This window comes from Ornithinibacillus jepli, from assembly GCF_047228935.1.
Lineage (GTDB): Bacteria > Bacillota > Bacilli > Bacillales > Amphibacillaceae > Ornithinibacillus.
This window is the reverse complement of record NZ_JBFEGG010000003.1, coordinates 534848-554137: the sequence shown is the minus strand read 5'-3', so window position 1 is coordinate 554137 and position 19290 is coordinate 534848. Positions and strand designations below refer to the sequence as shown.

Genomic DNA, 19290 nt, shown 5'->3' with positions numbered 1-19290 from the left:
CTTGACATACTGGTTGTTTTGTTCAGTTTTCAAGGAGCAAATCTTTGTTGTCGTTTATTAGCGACAACTTTTATATCTTATCACAACGCCAAGTTTATGTCAACAAGTTTTTTTATAAACTATATTGAATTGATTTAAAATCAATATCTTGACGATAAACAATACTATACCACCGACAACGAATTATGTCAACTAGAAATTTTGATTTCTATAGCTGTTATTTCATCCATAAATTTAAAGATGAAGCAACAACAGTAGAATACATATTATACCTGTTTGGCATACTAGTCAATGGAATATAAGAGAATTGTTATTTCCATTTTTTCACATAAAACTTTTAATACGAATTCATTATACTCAATTAGACTTTCATTTGTTACACTGTATAGCTTCATTTTTTTTACACACGATAACCTTGCATTACTATAACTTAAGAAAAGGGGTTGCCTATGAAAAAGATAGCTTATCCATTACTACTATTATTATTTCTTAGCTTGGATATTTATTCCATAAATGGACAAGAAAATAATGAAAACCCTGAATTTGAAGTAATAAAAACATATGAAGAAGATTTAACTGGTAATGGCGTAAAAGAAGTAATTGAACTAAAGGGAATGCTCTTCTCTCCTGATTCAAATTATTACCGAGACTTAGTTGCAGTCATTACTACAAGTGAAAATAATGTTTGGGAAATTCCTTACATGGGTGGATATAATCCAAACCTAACATTCATTGATTTGAACCATGATAAAGTTAATGACATCTTTTTTCAAAGCGCAACCGGTGGTAGCGGTGGATTATATCAATACCATCTTCATACTCTAATTCATAATAAACTTGCCGAATTACCGCTTCCAGAACAACCTTTTGTTAAAGGGAAATTCCAGGATGGGTTTAAAGTGGAAGTAACGATTTCTCCTGATTTGGAACCAACAATAGTAAACGTAAAGGATAAAGAAGATGAATACGTTCGATTAGGAATCTATAATAAGGAAGGAAAACTTTTACAAAAGACTTCCGCAATGGTAGATCCAATTGCATTTCTTGAACCTAAGTTTATCAGTAAGAGCAAAGGCTATGGCTTGAAGAGCTATCAACAAGTTAGTGGTGCATACCATGCTGATCAATTAGGAACAGTAGAATCGCTGTGGTATTTCGATAGAGATAAATGGATTTTACTTCAGACTAAATGGATGCCAAGTAAATAATAAAAATAAAAAATGCTCCTGTCAGCTTCAACTGTTAGGAGCATTTTTTATTAATTTGCTACTATATTCACTAGCTTACCAGGAACGACAACAACTTTCCTTATTGTCTTACCTGCAATCCATTCTTGAATTGCCTCATCTTCTAAAGCAAGTTTTTCAAGATCATCTTTCCCGATATCTTTAGAAACATTTATTTTCGAACGGACTTTACCCATTACTTGAATAACAATCTCCACTTCATCTTCAACTAGTTTTGATTCATCATAAGTTGGCCATGCTTCATAACTAATTGTTCCTTCATGTCCTAGTCGACTCCAAAGTTCTTCTGCTAGGTGAGGAGCAACCGGCGAAAGTAGTTTTACAAATCCTTCCACATATTCTTTAGGAAGTTCCTCTGCTTTATAACCTTCATTAATAAATACCATCATTTGCGAGATTCCTGTATTAAAATGAAGATTTTCAAAGTCTTCGGTCACTTTCTTAACTGTTTCATGGTAAACCTTTTCTAGATTTTGTACAGTACCATCAACAATTTTATTAGATAGGCTTCCATCTTCATTTATAAACAGTCGCCACACACGGTCTAGGAAACGACGTGCGCCGTCTAAACCATTTGTTGACCATGCTACAGAAGCCTCTAATGGACCCATAAACATTTCATAAAGGCGTAGTGTATCAGCACCATGAGAAGAAATAATATCATCAGGATTTACTACATTTCCTTTTGATTTACTCATTTTCTCATTACCTTCACCAAGAATCATTCCTTGGTTAAATAGCTTCATAAAAGGTTCTTTAGTAGGTACTACTCCGATATCATAAAGAAATTTATGCCAGAAACGTGCATATAGTAAGTGAAGTACTGCATGCTCTGCTCCACCGATATAAATGTCAACTGGTAGCCATTTTTCTAGAAGTTCCGGATCAGCTAGTTTTTCACTGTTTTTCGGATCAATATAACGTAGGAAATACCAACAGCTTCCTGCCCATTGTGGCATTGTATTCGTTTCACGACGACCTTTCTTACCAGTTATTGGATCTACTACATTGACCCAATCACTATTAGCAAGTGGTGATTCACCTGTACCAGATGGTTTAATTTCCTTCATGACAGGAAGTTCTAATGGAAGCTCTTCCTCTGGAACAGTTGTCATTGTACCATCTTCCCAATGAATCACTGGAATTGGTTCTCCCCAATAACGTTGTCTCGAGAATAACCAATCACGTAGACGGTATGTGATTTTCTTTGTACCTACTCCATTCTCTTCTAACCAGCTAATCATTTTTGAGATGGCTTCTTCCTTATTCAAACCATTTAGGAATCCAGAATTTACATGATCCCCGTCTCCTGTGTATGCTTCTTTAGAAATATCTCCACCTGCTACTACTTCAAGGATTGGAAGTTCAAATTTCGTTGCAAACTCATAATCTCTTTCATCATGTGCAGGTACTGCCATAATTGCACCCGTGCCATAAGACATTAGCACATAATCCGCTATCCAAATTGGCATTTTTTCTTGATTTACTGGGTTTATTGCATATGCTCCACTAAATACACCTGTTTTATCTTTTGCTAGATCTGTTCTTTCAAGATCTGATTTCGTTTGTACTTCATTCAAATATTTTTGAACAGCTTCCTTTTGATTTGGAGTAGTGATTTTCTCCACAATTGGATGTTCTGGTGCTAGAACTGCATATGTTGCACCAAACAATGTATCCGGACGAGTAGTAAAGACTGTAAACGTTTCTTCATGACCTTCAATATTAAAGGTGACTTCTGCACCTTCAGAACGTCCAATCCAGTTTCGTTGCATGTCTTTAATACTTTCTGGCCAATCTACTTCATCCAAGTCTTCAAGAAGTCTATCGGCATATGCAGTAATTTTTAACATCCATTGTTTCATCGGTTTACGAATTACAGGATGACCACCACGTTCACTTTTTCCATCAATAACTTCTTCATTAGCAAGGACAGTGCCAAGAGCTGGGCACCAATTCACCGCAACTTCGTCAATATATGCTAGACCTTTTTCATAAAGTTTCGTAAAAATCCACTGGGTCCATTTATAATAATTCGGATCGGTTGTATTTATTTCACGATCCCAGTCATAAGAAAATCCTAGTTCTTGAATCTGTCTTTTAAATGTATTGATATTATGTTGCGTGAATTCTGCAGGGCTGTTGCCAGTGTCAAGAGCATACTGTTCTGCTGGTAGTCCAAATGCATCCCAGCCCATTGGATGAAGTACCTCATAACCTTGCATTCGCTTCATTCGAGATAGAATATCTGTTGCAGTATAGCCTTCTGGGTGTCCAACGTGTAGTCCTGCACCCGATGGATATGGAAACATATCTAGCGCATAAAATTTCTCTTTGTCAGATTTCGTATTGGTCTTGAAGGTTTTATTTTCAAGCCAGTATTTTTGCCACTTTTTTTCGATTTCATGATGATGAAAGCTCATTTCTTTTTCCTCCTTTTTATTTAGGTATTTATTGTTAGATTGTTAAATACTAACCTTGCCCGTGCCCGGAACATAAGCCTTACAAAAAGTACCTAATACTTAATATATTGTAAAAACAAAAAAGCCTCTCATCCCAATAAAAGGGACGAGAAGCTATATTTCCCGCGGTACCACCCAAATTAACGAAAAGTTCGTTCACTTGTATCCTTAACGCGGATTAACGGCAGAAACTACTTCGCTTCACTCCTGCAGCATTAAAGGCGAGTTCGCAACTTCTCAGGGACAATTCACACCAACCATTGTCTCTCTTTACCTGAGTTACATTACTACTACTCCTTCGCATCGCATTTCCATATTTAAATTGAATTTTAATCAATACTACTAGCTTTGTCAAGATATTCCTTTTTTATAATTACTATATGAACTTCTTCCAAATTTGCACATGTTTTTTTAGTTCATAAAAATGTTTTAACATGCTATTCTAAAAACAGATTGAATTTTGCATAAGGGGTACTTAGGATGAAAAGCATATTAAACTATTCACACCATTTATTAGAAGAAATTATTTCTCCAGGAGAGACAGTTATTGATGCTACATGTGGTAACGGTAATGACACATTATTTTTAAGTAAATTAGTTGGAGAAACTGGGGAAGTAATAGCATTAGATATTCAAGAACAAGCGATTGATAATACTGATCAATTATTAGTGGAACATCATTGTACGAACGTTTCACTAGTTTTAGATAGCCATGAGAATATTGAAAACTATTTATTTAAGGATATAGAAATCGGAGGTGCCATATTTAATCTCGGTTATCTACCAAAAAGCGATAAATCTATTATTACAAAAGGTGAGTCCACCGTAAGAGCAATTGATACTATATTAAAACATCTCAAGAAAAATGGACGGATTATTCTAGTAGTTTACTATGGACATGAAGGTGGACAGGAAGAAAAAAATACTATTTTAAAGCATGTCATCTCGCTAGATCAAAAGCAGTATAGTGTACTTCAATATGGTTTTATCAATCAAAAGAATAATCCTCCATTTATAATCGCGATACAGAAAAAATAATCAAGGAGTGGTTTTAAATTGATTCATCATTATAAAAACATATCACCTTCTATTCATCCAACTGTTTTTGTAGCCAAGGATGCTGTTATTGTTGGGGATGTAACTATTGAAGAAGAATCTAGTATATGGTTTAAAACTGTAATACGTGGAGATGTTGCTCCAACAAGAATTGGTAAACGTGTTAGTATTCAAGATTTATCCATGCTTCATCAAAGTCCCAATAATCCTCTAATTATTGAAGATGATGTTACAGTTGGGCACCAAGTAACACTTCATTCTTCTATCATAAGAAAAAATGCTTTAATCGGTATGGGGTCTATTATATTAGATGGGGCTGAAATTGGCGAAAGCGCTTTTGTTGGTGCGGGGAGTTTAGTTCCACCTGGTAAAAAGATTCCACCACATACATTAGTTATGGGAAGACCAGCAAAAGTAGTACGAGAACTAAATGGAGCTGATTATAAAGAAATGGAACGTGTTCGTACCTCTTATGTTGAAAAGGGACATTTTTATAAAAAACATACTAATTTAGGGCTGGAATATTAAAACTAGAAAAAAGCTTAGAACTTGTAGTTATCAGTTCTAAGCTTTTTATACTTTATTTTGTTAGTTCTAATAACGCTTCTACTTTATCTGTTTTTTCCCACGGAAATTCTACATCAGTTCTTCCAAAATGCCCATAAGCAGCTGTTTGCTTGTAAATTGGATTTTGCAAGTCAAGCATACGAATAATGCCAGCAGGTCGTAGGTCAAAAATGTCTCGAACAGCATTTACTAGCTCTTCTTCACTGACTTCACCAGTACCGAATGTATTGATTGCAATGGAAACCGGTTCCGCTACTCCGATTGCATAGGCAAGTTGGACTTCACATGAATCAGCCAGTTTTGCTGCTACTATGTTTTTTGCTACGTAACGAGCAGCATATGCAGCTGAACGGTCAACTTTAGTTGGATCCTTACCACTAAACGCTCCTCCACCGTGGCGAGCATATCCACCATACGTATCTACAATAATTTTTCTTCCTGTTAATCCAGCATCCCCTTGTGGTCCACCAATCACAAAGCGTCCTGTCGGGTTAATAAAGTATTTTGTCTTCTCATCTAATAATTCAACTGGAACAACTGGCTTAATCACATGTTCCATTATGTCTTTTTCAATTTGTTCTAATGTGGCACTTTGTGAATGCTGGGTAGAGATAACAATTGTGTCTACACGAACTGGTTGATCTTCTTCATCATATTCAATGGTTACTTGTGTTTTTCCATCCGGACGAAGATAAGCAACAGTTCCATCTTTACGTACATCACTTAACCGTTTGGAAAGCTTATGAGCTAAGGAAATTGGTAATGGCATTAATTCTTTCGTTTCATTACATGCAAAACCAAACATTAATCCTTGGTCGCCAGCTCCGATTGCATCAATTTCGCTTTCTGTCATTTTGCCAAGCCGAGCTTCTAATGCCTTATTTACACCACTTGCAATATCCGGTGATTGCTCATCAATTGCAGTTAAAACCGCACAAGTATCAGCATCAAACCCATACTTTGCACGAGTATAACCAATATCTTTAATTGTTTGTCTAACAACTTGCGGAATATCCACATAAGTAGTTGTCGTAATTTCGCCAGCAACTAAGACTAACCCAGTTGTTACTGTAGTTTCACATGCAACTCTAGCTAATGGGTCCTTTTTTAATATTTCATCTAAAATAGCGTCCGAAATTTGGTCACATATTTTATCTGGGTGACCTTCTGTTACAGACTCAGAAGTAAATAATCGACGATTCTTAGCCATTAGGCTAAATCCTCCCTCTATATCTTTGGTACGGAACTCAAATATCTATCAGATAGTATATCCTTAATCAATAAAAAAAGCCTTTCCTTATTACATGAGGAAAGGGGTTACTAGCCTTTCGCTCTTATTGTTCAAGGAAATTTCCTTGCCTCAGGTTAGCACCTTTTCACCGTAGTGATGGTTGCCGGGCTTCACTGGGTCTGTCCCTCCACCGACTCTGAATAAGAGAGTATCCGCTCTATTGTAGATTAACTGAATCAATTGTCCTATGTCAACAGTATAATCCACTGTCACGAAACTTTAATAAAATAATACAATAAAAAATAAACAAATAGTATGGACTATTTAATTGAATGTGTTATACTAATAATTAATTTCAAGAAACAAATGTATTGAATCTCTTAAATAAAGGTAGGTAATTTTAATGAATACAGTAATGAAAACCTCATTATTGGAAGAACTTCTAACGCAGCAAAGTATAAAGAAAAATTTATCTGTTGCTCGATTAGTTGAAAAAGTACTTTCACGAAATGAAGGTATATTATCGAATACAGGTGCTGTACTCGCTACTACTGGAAAATATACTGGCCGTTCTCCAGAAGATAAGTTCATTGTAAAGGATTCCGTATCTGAAAGTAAAGTAGATTGGGGTAATGTAAACCAGCCAATCGAAGAAGAAATATTTGAAAAATTATACACAAAAGTAATTAATCATTTAAAACAAAAAGATGAGGTTTTTGTATTCGACGGTTACGCTGGAGCGGATAAAAACTATCAATTACCAATACAAGTTATTAATGAATTTGCATGGCATAATTTATTTGCGAAGCAATTATTTATTCGACCAACAAAAGAACAGCTAGCTTCTCATGATCCGTCCTTTACGGTAATCTCTGCGCCAACTTTCAAAGCAGATCCAAAAGTAGATGGGACAAATTCAGAAGCATTTATACTTATTTCCTTTAAACATAAAGTTATTTTAATCGGTGGTACAGAATATGCAGGAGAAATTAAAAAGTCTATTTTCTCTATCATGAACTTCTTATTACCAGAACAAAATATTCTGTCCATGCACTGCTCAGCAAACGTTGGTAATGAAGGTGATGTTGCGTTATTTTTCGGATTATCCGGAACAGGTAAAACAACGTTATCGGCAGATCCATATCGTAAACTTATTGGCGATGATGAGCATGCATGGAGTTCAAGCGGCGTGTTTAATATTGAAGGTGGTTGTTACGCTAAATGTATCAACCTATCCGAAGAAAAAGAACCACAAATATATAATGCAATCAAATTTGGTTCTGTATTAGAAAATGTCGTATTAGATGATGAATCAGGTAAACCGGATTATGATAATACATCCTTAACTGAAAACACCAGAGCTGCGTATCCATTAGAACATATTGATAACATTGTCAATCCAAGCATCGCAGGACATCCAAACACCATTATTTTCTTAACTGCAGATGCATCTGGTACGTTACCACCTATTAGCAAGCTATCTAAAGAACAGGCAATGTATCACTTCTTAAGTGGTTATACTAGTAAGCTAGCTGGTACTGAACGCGGAGTTACGGAACCTCAAGCAACATTCTCTGCTTGTTTCGGTGCACCTTTCCTTCCGTTATCACCAGCAACATATGCCACGATGTTAGGGGAAAAGATAGATTTATATAATACAAATGTATTTCTCATTAACACAGGATGGACTGGTGGATCTTATGGAGTTGGCAGCCGAATTAAACTTTCCTACACGAGAGCAATGGTTCATGCCGCATTAGAAGGGGAACTAAATAGTGTAGAAACGATTAAAGATGAAATATTCGGCTTAGATATCCCTGCTCATGTTGCAGGTGTACCCGACGAAGTACTCGTTCCTAAAAATACATGGGAAGATAAAGTAGCATATGAGGCTGCTGCTAAAGACCTTGCTAAAAAATTCCATGATAATTTCAAGAAATTCACACATGTTAGTCCTGAAATTGCTGCTGCTGGGCCATTCTTTAAATAATATTATCTTGTCCTCATCCCAAGAGGGTTTATATACTAAATTATAACTTATAATTTAAGGCTGGAATCTACTTTTCTAGCTGTCCTAGTTTAAACCGACCTAACCTATAGGTCGGTTTTTTCTTTGTAAAAAAGGATTATTTTCTAGGCATTCACACAATTTTTGCACAGAGCATATTATGTGGTTGTAAATAACTTGTTTTTACCTGAGAACTCCCATCTCTAAATCTTTAGTCAAAACAGAGAGAATGCTCTCAATTTTTGCATAAAAATTCTCGTTGTTGAAAGGGTCGAATGGAATGAGAAAAATAAAGTATCTTGCGGTTGTATCATTGATTGTACTGTTATTCCTTTCTGCATGTAGTTCTAGTAATGAAGATACAACCATTCAGTTAGGAGAAGTAACTCGTTCTCTTTTCTATGCTCCACAATATGTCGCTATAGAAAAAGGATTCTTTGAAGAGGAAGGATTAAATGTAGAATTGCAAACAACTTGGGGTGGAGATAAAACAATGACCGCCTTATTATCAGATGGAATTGATGTCGCATTAGTTGGGTCAGAAACATCCATTTATGTTTATGCACAAGATTCCAATGACTATGCTGTCAACTTCGCTCAATTAACCCAAACCGATGGAACCTTTCTAGTAGCGAAGGAAGAACATCCAAATTTTAATTGGAAAGACTTAAAAGACTCTAATTTCCTCGGACAACGTAAAGGCGGTATGCCACAGATGGTTGGGGAGTTTGTTTTAAAACAACATGGAATTGATCCACATAATGACTTAACCTTACATCAAAATATTGACTTTGCAAATATCCCAGGTGCTTTCCTTTCTGGAGATTATGAATACGTTCAATTATTTGAACCTACCGCTAGTGTTTTTGAAAAAGAAGGAAATGGCCATGTAATAGCTTCTTTTGGTGAAGAATCTGGTCATGTACCATATACTGTATTCATGGCAAAACAAAGCTATATTGAAGAGAATAAAGAAAATATCGAAAAATTCACAAGAGCAATTTATAAAGCTCAAAGCTGGGTGCAAGAAACTGATTCTGCTGAAATTGCTAAAACGATTCAAGGGTATTTTGAAGATGTAGATTTAGACATTTTAATTTCTTCTATTGAACGTTATAAGAGTCAAGGTTCCTTTGCAACCGATCCGGTCCTTGATGAAGAAGAGTGGAATAATTTAACCGACATCATGGAGGAAGCAGGGGAATTACCTGATGGCGAGATTTCTTACGAAGAACTAGTAAATACAGAGATTGCAGAGGAAGTAATCAATCAGTAAGGAGGGAAAACATGCCCTTTCTAACCTTAGAAAATGTAACCCATCACTATTTTACTAAAGACGGTTATACAAAAGCCTTGGACGATATCTCCTTCTCGGTTAAAGAAGGGGAGTTTGTCTCGTTGCTAGGGCCAAGTGGTTGTGGTAAATCAACTATTTTATCTATTGTATCAGGGATAATGGATCAAACTTTAGGGAAAGTTCATTTAGACAATAAGCCAATTGATGAATCTGAATTAGCGATAGGCTACATGTTACAGCAAGATTATTTATTCCCTTGGAAAACTATTTTAGATAATGTATTAATCGGTCCAAAAATACAAGAAAATATTCATGTCGATTTAAAAGAAAAAGCAGTTGAACTGTTAAACGAAGTCGGCTTAAAAAATGTAGAAAATCAATACCCTTCTTCCCTATCTGGCGGGATGAGACAACGTGTTGCACTTGTTAGAACATTAATCACTGATCCAAAAATTCTACTGTTAGATGAACCATTTTCCGCTCTAGACTTTCAAACGAAGCTGAAATTAGAAGACCTAGTTTATAAACTATTACATGCTTACCACAAAACTGCCATTCTAGTAACACACGATATAGGGGAAGCAATCGCAATGAGTGATAGAATTATCGTTATGAGTGCAAACCCTGGAAAAATAGCGAAAACATTTGAGGTACCTATTGAACTAAGAAATGAAATGCCCTTTTTAGTTCGAAGACATCCTAAATACCAGTCTATTTTCGATAAAGTATGGGAGGAGTTAAACAAAAATGATACCGAAAATGTTTAGCACCTCTTATAGAAAGGGGATGTCATAATGTTACAACATGAAGATAAGCAGCTGTACCAAAAATATAAAAATAATCTGAAGCGAGAGAAAAGAATTATATTCATTTGGCAAGCTCTCATTCTAGTTGGATTTTTTGGGTTGTGGGAGCTTGCAAGTAAATTGAGGTGGATAGATCCACTATTATTCAGTTCTCCAACAAGGGTAATTAATCTGCTAATGGAGAAGTTATCGGATGGATCCATGATTTCACACACGTATGTAACACTATTTGAAACCTTACTAGGTTTTATTATCGGTACAATACTAGGCATAGTGCTCGCTTCATTACTTTGGTCATCTACAAGGTTTTCTAAAGTAATGGACCCTTATTTGGTCATTTTAAATGCTATGCCTAAAGTTGCCTTGGGGCCAATTATTATTGTAGCTTTAGGACCTGGCTATTTTTCTATCATTGCTATGGGAGCAATTATTTCTGTTATCATTACAACAATTGTTGTCTACACAGGCTTTAGAGAAATAGATCCAAATTATGAAAAAGTATTAAGAAGTTTTGGGGCAACACGCTGGCAGTGTTTTAAATCAGCAGTGTTTCCAGCTAATTTACCCGTCATGATTTCCACTTTGAAGGTAAATGTTGGTTTATCATGGGTAGGTGTCATTGTTGGAGAATTTCTCGTATCAAAAGAAGGATTAGGTTACTTGATTGTATATGGATTCCAAGTCTTTGACTTTACTTTGGTTATGGCAGCTCTAATCCTAATCGCTATCTTTGCTGCGATTATGTATAAGGTCGTTGAAAAAATTGAAAGCTGGCTCATTAAGCATACAACTTAATAAGGAATAGGTAGTCCTGTTTGGGCTACGCTATTCCTTATTGTTTAACTATTTTAGTTCGTTGAATGCCCAACAATTTCCAGTAATCGATTCGCATCTTCTGTAGGAACAATTTCTGCTAGTCTAGCTCCAGCCACGATTGGAGCCCATGCAAAGATTTCCTCCTTACTAACCCCGCTTTTCTCACAGTAAAGTTTTACATATAACTCTGCTATTTCTGGATAATGCTGCGAATAAAGTAAATAAGTACGGTAGACATCCGCTCTAATGTCCCCTGAACTAGAGTCTACCCAGTCAATAATAACTACGCGATCATCCTTTTGAATTAAGTTAAAAACATGAAAATCCCCATGACAAAGTCTATTATCAAATGTCATGTCGTTCATTTTTTCTATTAGATTTGTCTTCTGATAATCGTTTAACTTCTCAGCCGATAAGATTTGTCGTCGTAACTTAGACGTCATTAGTTCAAGGGAATCTGCTTTTATAGAATGAATCTTAAGTTGTATATCTACTGCACTTTCTATAAAATGAGCTGCATTTCCTGTATCTGCAAGCATTAATTCACCTAAGGTCTTTCCACTTATATATTCCATCATAATAGCTGGCTTCCCGTCTAGAGATGTCACTTCGATTATTTTTGGTACAGGCAATCCATTTGAATATGCTTCCATTTGTTTTGACGCTTCATATTTCGCATCACTAACTGTAAAGTAATCATGAAAGACTTTAACAATCTGGTTATTATGCAGATAAATGGTGGCTGTATTTCCAACTGCAAGCTTGGTTAAATGTGTGATATTCCCCACTCCCTTTCTTTATAAATTCGTCACCCATTTACATCTGAATATTCTCTGCAAGTTTCTTTAGTTCTTTCCCTCGGTTCTCTAAAAACTTCCTCATATATTTCTCCAAGAACAAATAATCTGCAATATTTCCAACTATACCAAAAGGACTTCTATATTCGAATATATCAATCATAATCGTTTCATTTTGATTTACCTCAACAAATTCATGGGTGTGTGTAAAGGATTTAAAAATACCTCTTACCATGGTATCTGTAAATTTATATGGGTATTCCATATGTATTATTTTGGCTGTTAACTTGTGACGAATCCAGAAATGGGTTGCTTCCCAAGTTACAATATCCCCTTCATTCAACAAGCCACTGGTGACCCCACCTATCGCCTTTTCTTTTGTGCCTAGTGTTGTTTTAGTATGAGCTTCCACATTCCGTGCAAGGTCAAAGCAACAATTAATTGGTGCATGAATATAGACATTTGTTTTTATAATTGGCATTTTATGTACCACCTTAAGAAATATCATCTTAATTAAGATATCAAACAATAGTAATAATCAATGTATATACTTATAAAATAACACCTCAAAACTGAGGTGTTATTCGTTTTCAGATAATTTTTTTAAACAATAAGTCAATACATCATCTTTCATAATAAAACTATATTTTTTATTTGATTTCACATTTTTAGGTATTTCATCTAAGAGTACTGGCCCTTCTGTTTCGTAATAGCTAGTTTGCTTTTCAAGTGTCTTTACTTCAGCAAAATAAACATTTTTAATTACATGATCCGCCTTACCCGCAACATGAAATTGCCCTAAATATTCTAGGCATTCTATAATGCCTCCCGTTTCTTCCATTACCTCACGATGAGCCGCTTCTTCAGCAGATTCTCCTTCTTCTACCTTTCCACCTGGAAACTCCAATCCCCTATCTTTATGTTTAGTCAAAAGCCATTTCTCTTCATATCTACAAATGACCCAAACATGCTTTGGTTCCTTTGAGAAAGGATGGTCTTGGAATGAGAAGCGAATCTCATTATGATAAAAATCTCGAAATGTAAACATATGTCAGCTACCTTTAACCTATTCTTCATAGATGTGTTATTTTTGTAATTTTCCAGTCTTGGCCTGTATAAGTAAATTCCATTTCAATTCGGTACTCACCATAAAGTTCGGATTCATTCTCCTGCTTCACCAAGAACTTATTCTTTTCTAATTGTACCACATCATACTCATTCTGTTTATTAAACCATGGTGGAGTTTCTGTTGGAACTAAATATAGCCCCCCATTCTCTTCATAAAAATAATAATCGACATATGCTTTTACAACATCTTCAGTAGTTATATGTTTGAAAGCGTCTATGATAGAAGCTTTATCCTGATACTTTAATACTCGATAATCTTTATCTGTTTCTTGAATAAGTGTACTGAGAAATCCATCCGTCAACTGTACGATTTCATTGTATGAAATATCTCGGGGTATTTCCTTCTGCTCTTGTCCGACTTCTAGTATTTCCTTTTCTGAATTTGCCACTGTTGGTAGGATTAAAGCGATGAATATACAAATTGCAACTAGAATAAACCTTATTTTCATAGTTCTATTACCTCCTACTAACTTCTAGTATTACTATTCCCTTTAATCTACCTGTCGTAAACAATGAAAAAGGAATAAGATAATATATCCTATTCCTACTCTATTTTATATATGATTATCATCTAAAATTCCGATATTTTCAATATGATTTTTCGTGGTTTCATCACCTAAATCATGTAACATCTGATAGACTTCCACCATTTCCGAATCATAGCTATCGTTTGCTTTATCATTATGATACGGCATAATTGGTACATGTGCTCTCCAGAAACTATTATAAGAAGCATCATGCATATTCGCTAATTTAGCACGTAACAACGCTACCTCTTCATCTGTTGCATGAATCGTAAAACTATCATTATTTTGGTACTTAATTTGCGATATTTCACCACTGCCAATTTCAACATAATAAGTCTTCTTCTCCATAACAAACACCTCCTAACTTTAATCTGTCTTAAAATTAGAAAAGCATGTATGAAGAAAATCTTTATTTCTCCAGTAAGTCCAATAACATACTTCGCACTAGCTTATTCGAAGCATTTCTAGGTAATTCACCGACAAAATAAATTTCCTTGGGTAGTTTATATCGGGCTAAATGTTTCTCTGCGAATTGTAATATATCTTCTTCGTTTATTTTTTCCGTGGATCGTACAATAAAAGCAATTGGAATTTCTCCCCAATATACATCTGGTTTACCCGTAACCCCTACTTCTCTCACTCCGTTACAAGCAGATAAAACACTTTCAATTTCAGATGGATATATATTTTCCCCACCAGAAATAATTAAATCTTTTCTACGGTCTACGACATAAAGAAAACCTTCTTCATCTAGGTAACCTAAATCACCAGTAGCTAGCCAACCTTCTTGAAAGCTTCGTTCATTCGCTTCTTGGTTATTAAAATATCCATTCGTGACCATTGGTCCTTTAACGAAGATTTCACCAATCCCGCTTGAATCAGCACCCATTATCTGAACTTGCGCAGGGAATAATGGTTTACCAGCTGAACCTATCTTTTTCAGTGCATCCCTTGGGCTCAATGTCACAATTTGGGAAGAGGTTTCTGTCATTCCAAACGATTGAAAAATCGGAATCCTTCTATCATTCGCTTGTTCTAATAACGGAACTGGAGCTGGTCCGCCACCAAGTAACATACAACGAAAATGGGTTGGAAAGTGATTTTGTCCAAGAACTTCCAATATGCGTTGAACCATCACTGTTACAACGGAAGCAATCGTAACACCACGATTCATAATGGCATCAAGTACTATTTGTTCATTGAACTTTTCCACTAAGTATACTGGCATACCATAAATAACACTTTTCATGAAAATAGATAGTCCTCCAACATGAAAATACGGAAGTACTGCTAACCATTTATCTTTATTTGATAACCCTAAGTTTAATACAGAACCAATAGCACTCCACCAATGATTACCATATGTATGTATGACCCCTTTTGGAAACCCTGTTGTTCCTGAAGTATAAATGATAGTAAACGGGTCATCTAAATTAATTTCAGAAACAAGTTGGACCTCTAACTGGGCTTCCTTCCTTACTTCTGAAAATCCTTTTACTTGTTTTACCTTTAACTGATTAGCCTTATCCAATAATTCATCTTGACTAATAACCATTTCCACTTCTGCGTCATGAATTTGGTAGTTTAATTCATCTGGGGTTAGTCTTGTGTTTAATAGTACGCAAACAGCACCGAGATAGCTAAGCGCATGAATGACTAAAATCATCGTAGTATTATTATTAGATAATACTCCTACATGAGTTCCATTACTGATTCCAAGATTTGCTAAACGTTTAGCAAGGTCTTGACTTTGTCTCATTAATTCAGAAAAGGTTAAAGTCGAACCGTTGACCGTTTCAATTGCCGGTTGGTTTGGAGAAAGATATGCTTGCTTCGTTAACCAGTGTGGAATTATTTCCGCCATACAATCACCTCTTGAAAGAAAAACCTTTGCTCTTTAAAGCAAAGGTTTTTAAGTAAACTTATCTCATAAGATCATATTCCTTACTAAATCAAGGGAAACGTGGGAATTGACCGAAGTCTGGCTTTCTTTTTTCTTTGAAAGCGTCTCTTCCTTCTTTTGCTTCATCTGTTGTATAGTAAAGAAGTGTTGCATCTCCACCCATTTGTTGTAACCCTGCTAAACCATCTGTCGCAGCATTGAATGAAGCCTTTAGGAAACGTAATGCAGTTGGTGATTTTTCTAGAATTTCATAACACCATTGTAAAGTTTCTTCCTCTAAATTTTCTAATGGAACTACTTTGTTAACTAATCCCATTTCATAAGCTTCTTCCGCATTATACTGACGGCATAAGTACCAAATTTCACGAGCACGTTTTTGGCCAACCATTTCAGCCAATAATCCAGCACCGTAACCCGCATCAAAGCTTCCTACTTTTGGACCAGTTTGTCCAAATCTTGCATTATCTGCAGCGATTGTTAAATCACATACGACATGAAGAACATGTCCACCGCCAATAGCGTAACCTGCAACCATTGCGATTACTGGTTTTGGAATCGTACGGATTAATCGTTGTAAATCTAGTACGTTTAAACGTGGAATTTGGTCATTACCAACGTATCCTCCATGTCCACGAACTGATTGGTCCCCACCAGAACAAAATGCTAAATCTCCTGCACCAGTTAAAATAATTACACCTACAGATGAATCATCACGAGCATCTGCAAAAGCATCAATCATTTCATTTACAGTAAGTGGCGTAAATGCATTACGCTTTTCTGGTCTATTAATGGTAACTTTCGCAATACCATTATATTTTTCATAGATTATTTCTTCGTAATCTCTAACTTTTTCCCATTGTACAGTCATGGTACTCCTCCTTTAATTGCTATGTATTGGAAATCTTTAAAACAAACTCCTCTACTATTTTACCAAAAAACTCTGGTACTTCCACATGAATTGCATGTCCGACATTATTACAGACAAATATATCACTATTCTGAAAGGCTTTATTCATTTCTTTATTTATACTCATAAATTTTTTATCCATCTCACCAACAATTAATAATACTGGCTTTTCAAAATTGGATAAAGCATTCCACCAACTAGTCTGGCTGCCTGTCCCCATGCCTTTTAAAGATATTATTAGACCTTCTTTCGTATGAGATAGTCTCTCAATTCGAAGTGCCTCTTTTTTAGCATCGGATAATTTTTGTTGTGACTGGAATAACGGAATGTTTTCCCAAAAATTAATAAAGGCTTCTATTCCGTCTTGCTCAATCATCCTTGCTAAATTTTCATCATTAGCTATTCGAGTATTTCGCTCTTCCTTTGTTTTTAAGCCTGGTGATGCACTTTCTAATACGAGTGATTTAATCCTGTCCGGATAAAGCATACCATAGGAAAGCGCAGTTCTTCCACCCATGGAATAGCCTACTAAATGAAAAGCTTCCACACCTATTTCAGTTAAAATAGCATGAATATCATGACAGCACTGTTCCATTGAAATAATGGAAGGTGTAACGGTTTTACCATGGCCAGGTAAATCAATGACAATAATTTTAAATTGGGATTGATAGGTGTCTATAAACTTGCTCCAAGTCTTTGTACTACCGGTGAATCCATGCAACAAAACGATTGTTTCACCTTCACCATATACTTCATACCAATAACTAGCATTTCTTATCTCGGCTCTCACTTAACCACCGACTTTATTATTTCTTCTTCAATTTCATTCCACAGTTTTCTATGCCAGTGGAGATTTTCTGTTCTGTCTGTTTTCACTTCCACAACAGATAGTCCTTCTTCGCGATAACTTGTCATTAACGCTTCTTTTAATTCAGCGGCAGTTGTCGGATGATGATAGAAACCTCCGTACATGTCTATTGCTTTTTTGAATTCAATGTTTAATGGGGTTCCAAACAATGCCTCAAAATGTTTTTCATTAGAAGCTTGTGGTAAGAACGAAAAGATGCCACCACCATTATTATTTACTACTAGTATCGTCATATTTAAGTTATAATGCTTTACAGCTAGTAAACCATTCATATCATGATAAAAGGAAAGATCACCTAATAATAAGGTCACCGATTGTCCTGATGCTGCTGCCCCAGCTCCACTTGATACGATTCCATCAATTCCATTTGCTCCACGATTAGCTAATAGGGTAAGTTTTTTCTTACCTGTTAATAAAAAGGTATCTACATCTCGTATAGCCATACTATTTCCTACAAATAAGCTACTATGTTCAGGGATTACTTCAACTAGCTGTTTAACCGCTTCCCCTTCTGTTAGAGCCCCATCCGAAATATTTTCAATATGCGTTGTAGCTATATTATTTATCGTTTTCCATTGATTTAGCCATTCTGATTCATCCGACTTTATTATTGAACCTACTTCTACTAAATCAGTACAAAACGAGATAGGGTCAGTTAGAATAAATTCCGTTGGGTTTCCCACCGGTTCTCTATATCCCTCATGATGTTCTACCACATATTGATTTACATCTGGATTATCTTTTAAATAAAATAAATAAGCTTTTGAAACAGGCATTGCTCCAAAGCGAAGAATATAATCTGGCTTTAGTGCTTTCCTTATTTTTTCATTTCTTAAAAATGCATCGTAACCATCAATAATATTGCTTGTAGAATGAGTTCCAGTTCTTACTTGTGAAAGAGGATCCGCTAAAACTGGTAACCCTAACGATTCAGCTAGTATGGCTATCGCTTCAGCAATTTCCTCATCCACTTGTGGCCCGCATACAATAACCCCTTTTTTACTTGTGGATATTTTTTCTGCGAAGTACTTTATGAATCCATCTGGAAGTTTCTTTATTCCCTCATGCAATAGTGTGAATGGTTCACGTATTGGCTCTCCCCATAGATTCTCTAGGGTAAAATCAGGTATTAACGGTTCACGGAAGGGAAAATTCAAATGAACGGGACCCGAATTTCCAGAAAGTGATTCGTTTACTGCTCGGGCCGCTCTTGTACGAACATAGTGCACCAAATTAGGAGATCCATCAGGTAATGCCATCTCATGGAAGCTCTTTACATAATCACCATATAGTTTAATTTGATCAATGGCTTGTGGTGCACCGACATCCCGTAATTCATGCGGTCTATCTGCTGTTAAAGCTATTAAAGGTACCCTACTTTGATGTGCTTCAACAATGGCTGGAAAATAGTTAGCAGCAGCGGTTCCTGATGAACAAACTAAGGCAACTGGACGTTTCGTTTGTTTTGCTAACCCTAATCCAAAGAATGCCGCAGAACGTTCATCTAGAACAATCCATTCTTTAATGTCCGGATGCTCTGCAAACGTCATTGCTAATGGTGTTGAGCGGGAGCCCGGTGAGATAACGACATCGGTTAGGCCGCTTTTCGAAAGCTCATCTACAAAGTTAGTAATATATCTGGTTAAGTTCTCAACATGGTTCATTCAAAG

18 protein-coding genes, 1 riboswitch and 1 other annotated feature are annotated in these 19290 nt (G+C 35.8%); of the genes, 7 read left to right on the top strand and 11 right to left on the bottom strand.

Annotation, left to right across the window (positions count from 1 at the left end; translation table 11 throughout):
* Positions 1-449 precede the first annotated feature (449 nt).
* Positions 450-1208, top strand: a complete 759-nt coding sequence (locus AB1K81_RS14495) for a hypothetical protein (protein WP_412977368.1) — start codon at positions 450-452, stop codon at positions 1206-1208.
* Positions 1209-1258: 50 nt separating this feature from the next.
* Here the strand turns inward: AB1K81_RS14495 and leuS are convergent, their stop codons facing one another.
* Positions 1259-3670, bottom strand: a complete 2412-nt coding sequence (gene leuS / locus AB1K81_RS14490) for a leucine--tRNA ligase (RefSeq protein ID WP_412977367.1) — start codon at positions 3668-3670, stop codon at positions 1259-1261.
* Positions 3671-3808: 138 nt separating this feature from the next.
* Positions 3809-4022: a binding site (T-box leader), on the bottom strand.
* 167 nt (positions 4023-4189) lie between these two features.
* On the opposite strand from leuS, the gene mnmM reads away from it, so the two are divergent.
* Together mnmM and AB1K81_RS14480 are read left to right on the top strand one after the other, a co-directional pair.
* Positions 4190-4747, top strand: a complete 558-nt coding sequence (mnmM, locus tag AB1K81_RS14485; protein ID WP_412977366.1) for a tRNA 5-(aminomethyl)-2-thiouridylate-methyltransferase MnmM — start codon at positions 4190-4192, stop codon at positions 4745-4747.
* An 18-nt stretch (positions 4748-4765) separates the two neighbouring features.
* Positions 4766-5293 carry a gamma carbonic anhydrase gene (locus tag AB1K81_RS14480; protein ID WP_412977365.1) on the top strand — a complete coding sequence of 176 codons (528 nt, stop codon included), beginning with the start codon at positions 4766-4768 and terminating at the stop codon, positions 5291-5293.
* A 52-nt stretch (positions 5294-5345) separates the two neighbouring features.
* Here the strand turns inward: AB1K81_RS14480 and metK are convergent, their stop codons facing one another.
* Positions 5346-6542, bottom strand: coding sequence for a methionine adenosyltransferase (gene metK, locus AB1K81_RS14475; RefSeq protein WP_412977364.1), 1197 nt, complete (start codon positions 6540-6542; stop codon positions 5346-5348).
* 121 nt (positions 6543-6663) lie between these two features.
* Positions 6664-6770: riboswitch (SAM riboswitch) on the bottom strand.
* 196 nt (positions 6771-6966) lie between these two features.
* On the opposite strand from metK, the gene pckA reads away from it, so the two are divergent.
* From pckA to AB1K81_RS14455, 4 genes are all read left to right on the top strand, one after another.
* A complete protein-coding gene (gene pckA / locus AB1K81_RS14470; protein ID WP_412977363.1) occupies positions 6967-8553 on the top strand; it encodes a phosphoenolpyruvate carboxykinase (ATP) in 1587 nt (528 codons plus the stop codon).
* Between the two features lie 298 nt (positions 8554-8851).
* Positions 8852-9847 carry an ABC transporter substrate-binding protein gene (locus AB1K81_RS14465; protein WP_412977362.1) on the top strand — a complete coding sequence of 332 codons (996 nt, stop codon included), beginning with the start codon at positions 8852-8854 and terminating at the stop codon, positions 9845-9847.
* 11 nt (positions 9848-9858) lie between these two features.
* On the top strand, positions 9859-10635 hold the full coding sequence (locus AB1K81_RS14460; protein ID WP_412977361.1) for an ABC transporter ATP-binding protein: 777 nt from the start codon (positions 9859-9861) through the stop codon (positions 10633-10635).
* 27 nt (positions 10636-10662) lie between these two features.
* On the top strand, positions 10663-11469 hold the full coding sequence (locus AB1K81_RS14455) for an ABC transporter permease (protein WP_412977360.1): 807 nt from the start codon (positions 10663-10665) through the stop codon (positions 11467-11469).
* A gap of 53 nt (positions 11470-11522) precedes the next feature.
* On the opposite strand, the gene AB1K81_RS14450 is transcribed toward AB1K81_RS14455, so the two are convergent.
* The 9 genes from AB1K81_RS14450 to menD form a co-directional block, all read right to left on the bottom strand.
* On the bottom strand, positions 11523-12278 hold the full coding sequence (locus AB1K81_RS14450) for a phosphotransferase family protein (RefSeq protein WP_412977359.1): 756 nt from the start codon (positions 12276-12278) through the stop codon (positions 11523-11525).
* Between the two features lie 28 nt (positions 12279-12306).
* Positions 12307-12768 (bottom strand): SRPBCC family protein, encoded by a 462-nt coding sequence (locus AB1K81_RS14445; RefSeq protein ID WP_412977358.1) that lies wholly within the window; start codon positions 12766-12768, stop codon positions 12307-12309.
* 99 nt (positions 12769-12867) lie between these two features.
* Positions 12868-13335, bottom strand: coding sequence for an RNA deprotection pyrophosphohydrolase (gene ytkD, locus AB1K81_RS14440; protein WP_412977357.1), 468 nt, complete (start codon positions 13333-13335; stop codon positions 12868-12870).
* 25 nt (positions 13336-13360) lie between these two features.
* Complete coding sequence (locus AB1K81_RS14435) at positions 13361-13864, bottom strand: hypothetical protein (protein ID WP_412977356.1); 504 nt, start codon at positions 13862-13864, stop codon at positions 13361-13363.
* Between the two features lie 105 nt (positions 13865-13969).
* Complete coding sequence (locus AB1K81_RS14430) at positions 13970-14290, bottom strand: hydrolase (protein ID WP_412977355.1); 321 nt, start codon at positions 14288-14290, stop codon at positions 13970-13972.
* A gap of 61 nt (positions 14291-14351) precedes the next feature.
* On the bottom strand, positions 14352-15806 hold the full coding sequence (locus AB1K81_RS14425) for an o-succinylbenzoate--CoA ligase (RefSeq protein WP_412977354.1): 1455 nt from the start codon (positions 15804-15806) through the stop codon (positions 14352-14354).
* Positions 15807-15894: 88 nt separating this feature from the next.
* The gene (menB, locus tag AB1K81_RS14420; protein ID WP_412977353.1) at positions 15895-16713 is read right to left on the bottom strand and encodes a 1,4-dihydroxy-2-naphthoyl-CoA synthase; all 819 of its coding nucleotides are present in this window, start codon (positions 16711-16713) and stop codon (positions 15895-15897) included.
* 19 nt (positions 16714-16732) lie between these two features.
* Positions 16733-17542, bottom strand: coding sequence for a 2-succinyl-6-hydroxy-2,4-cyclohexadiene-1-carboxylate synthase (gene menH / locus AB1K81_RS14415; protein WP_412977352.1), 810 nt, complete (start codon positions 17540-17542; stop codon positions 16733-16735).
* Entirely contained in the window at positions 17539-19284 is a 1746-nt protein-coding gene (menD, locus tag AB1K81_RS14410) for a 2-succinyl-5-enolpyruvyl-6-hydroxy-3-cyclohexene-1-carboxylic-acid synthase (RefSeq protein WP_412977351.1), read from the bottom strand. The genes menH and menD overlap by 4 nt, the downstream gene beginning before the upstream one ends.
* Positions 19285-19290: the final 6 nt, after the last annotated feature.

Bases quoted from the DNA above. Each gene is read 5' to 3' on its own strand.
- AB1K81_RS14495 (WP_412977368.1), top strand. From the start codon at position 450: ATGAAAAAGATAGCTTATCCATTACTACTATTATTATTTCTTAGCTTG.
- leuS (WP_412977367.1), bottom strand. From the start codon at position 3,670: ATGAGCTTTCATCATCATGAAATCGAAAAAAAGTGGCAAAAATACTGG.
- mnmM (WP_412977366.1), top strand. From the start codon at position 4,190: ATGAAAAGCATATTAAACTATTCACACCATTTATTAGAAGAAATTATT.
- metK (WP_412977364.1), bottom strand. From the start codon at position 6,542: ATGGCTAAGAATCGTCGATTATTTACTTCTGAGTCTGTAACAGAAGGT.
- pckA (WP_412977363.1), top strand. From the start codon at position 6,967: ATGAATACAGTAATGAAAACCTCATTATTGGAAGAACTTCTAACGCAG.
- AB1K81_RS14465 (WP_412977362.1), top strand. From the start codon at position 8,852: ATGAGAAAAATAAAGTATCTTGCGGTTGTATCATTGATTGTACTGTTA.
- AB1K81_RS14460 (WP_412977361.1), top strand. From the start codon at position 9,859: ATGCCCTTTCTAACCTTAGAAAATGTAACCCATCACTATTTTACTAAA.
- AB1K81_RS14455 (WP_412977360.1), top strand. From the start codon at position 10,663: ATGTTACAACATGAAGATAAGCAGCTGTACCAAAAATATAAAAATAAT.
- AB1K81_RS14445 (WP_412977358.1), bottom strand. From the start codon at position 12,768: ATGCCAATTATAAAAACAAATGTCTATATTCATGCACCAATTAATTGT.
- ytkD (WP_412977357.1), bottom strand. From the start codon at position 13,335: ATGTTTACATTTCGAGATTTTTATCATAATGAGATTCGCTTCTCATTC.
- AB1K81_RS14435 (WP_412977356.1), bottom strand. From the start codon at position 13,864: ATGAAAATAAGGTTTATTCTAGTTGCAATTTGTATATTCATCGCTTTA.
- AB1K81_RS14430 (WP_412977355.1), bottom strand. From the start codon at position 14,290: ATGGAGAAGAAGACTTATTATGTTGAAATTGGCAGTGGTGAAATATCG.
- AB1K81_RS14425 (WP_412977354.1), bottom strand. From the start codon at position 15,806: ATGGCGGAAATAATTCCACACTGGTTAACGAAGCAAGCATATCTTTCT.
- menB (WP_412977353.1), bottom strand. From the start codon at position 16,713: ATGACTGTACAATGGGAAAAAGTTAGAGATTACGAAGAAATAATCTAT.
- menD (WP_412977351.1), bottom strand. From the start codon at position 19,284: ATGAACCATGTTGAGAACTTAACCAGATATATTACTAACTTTGTAGAT.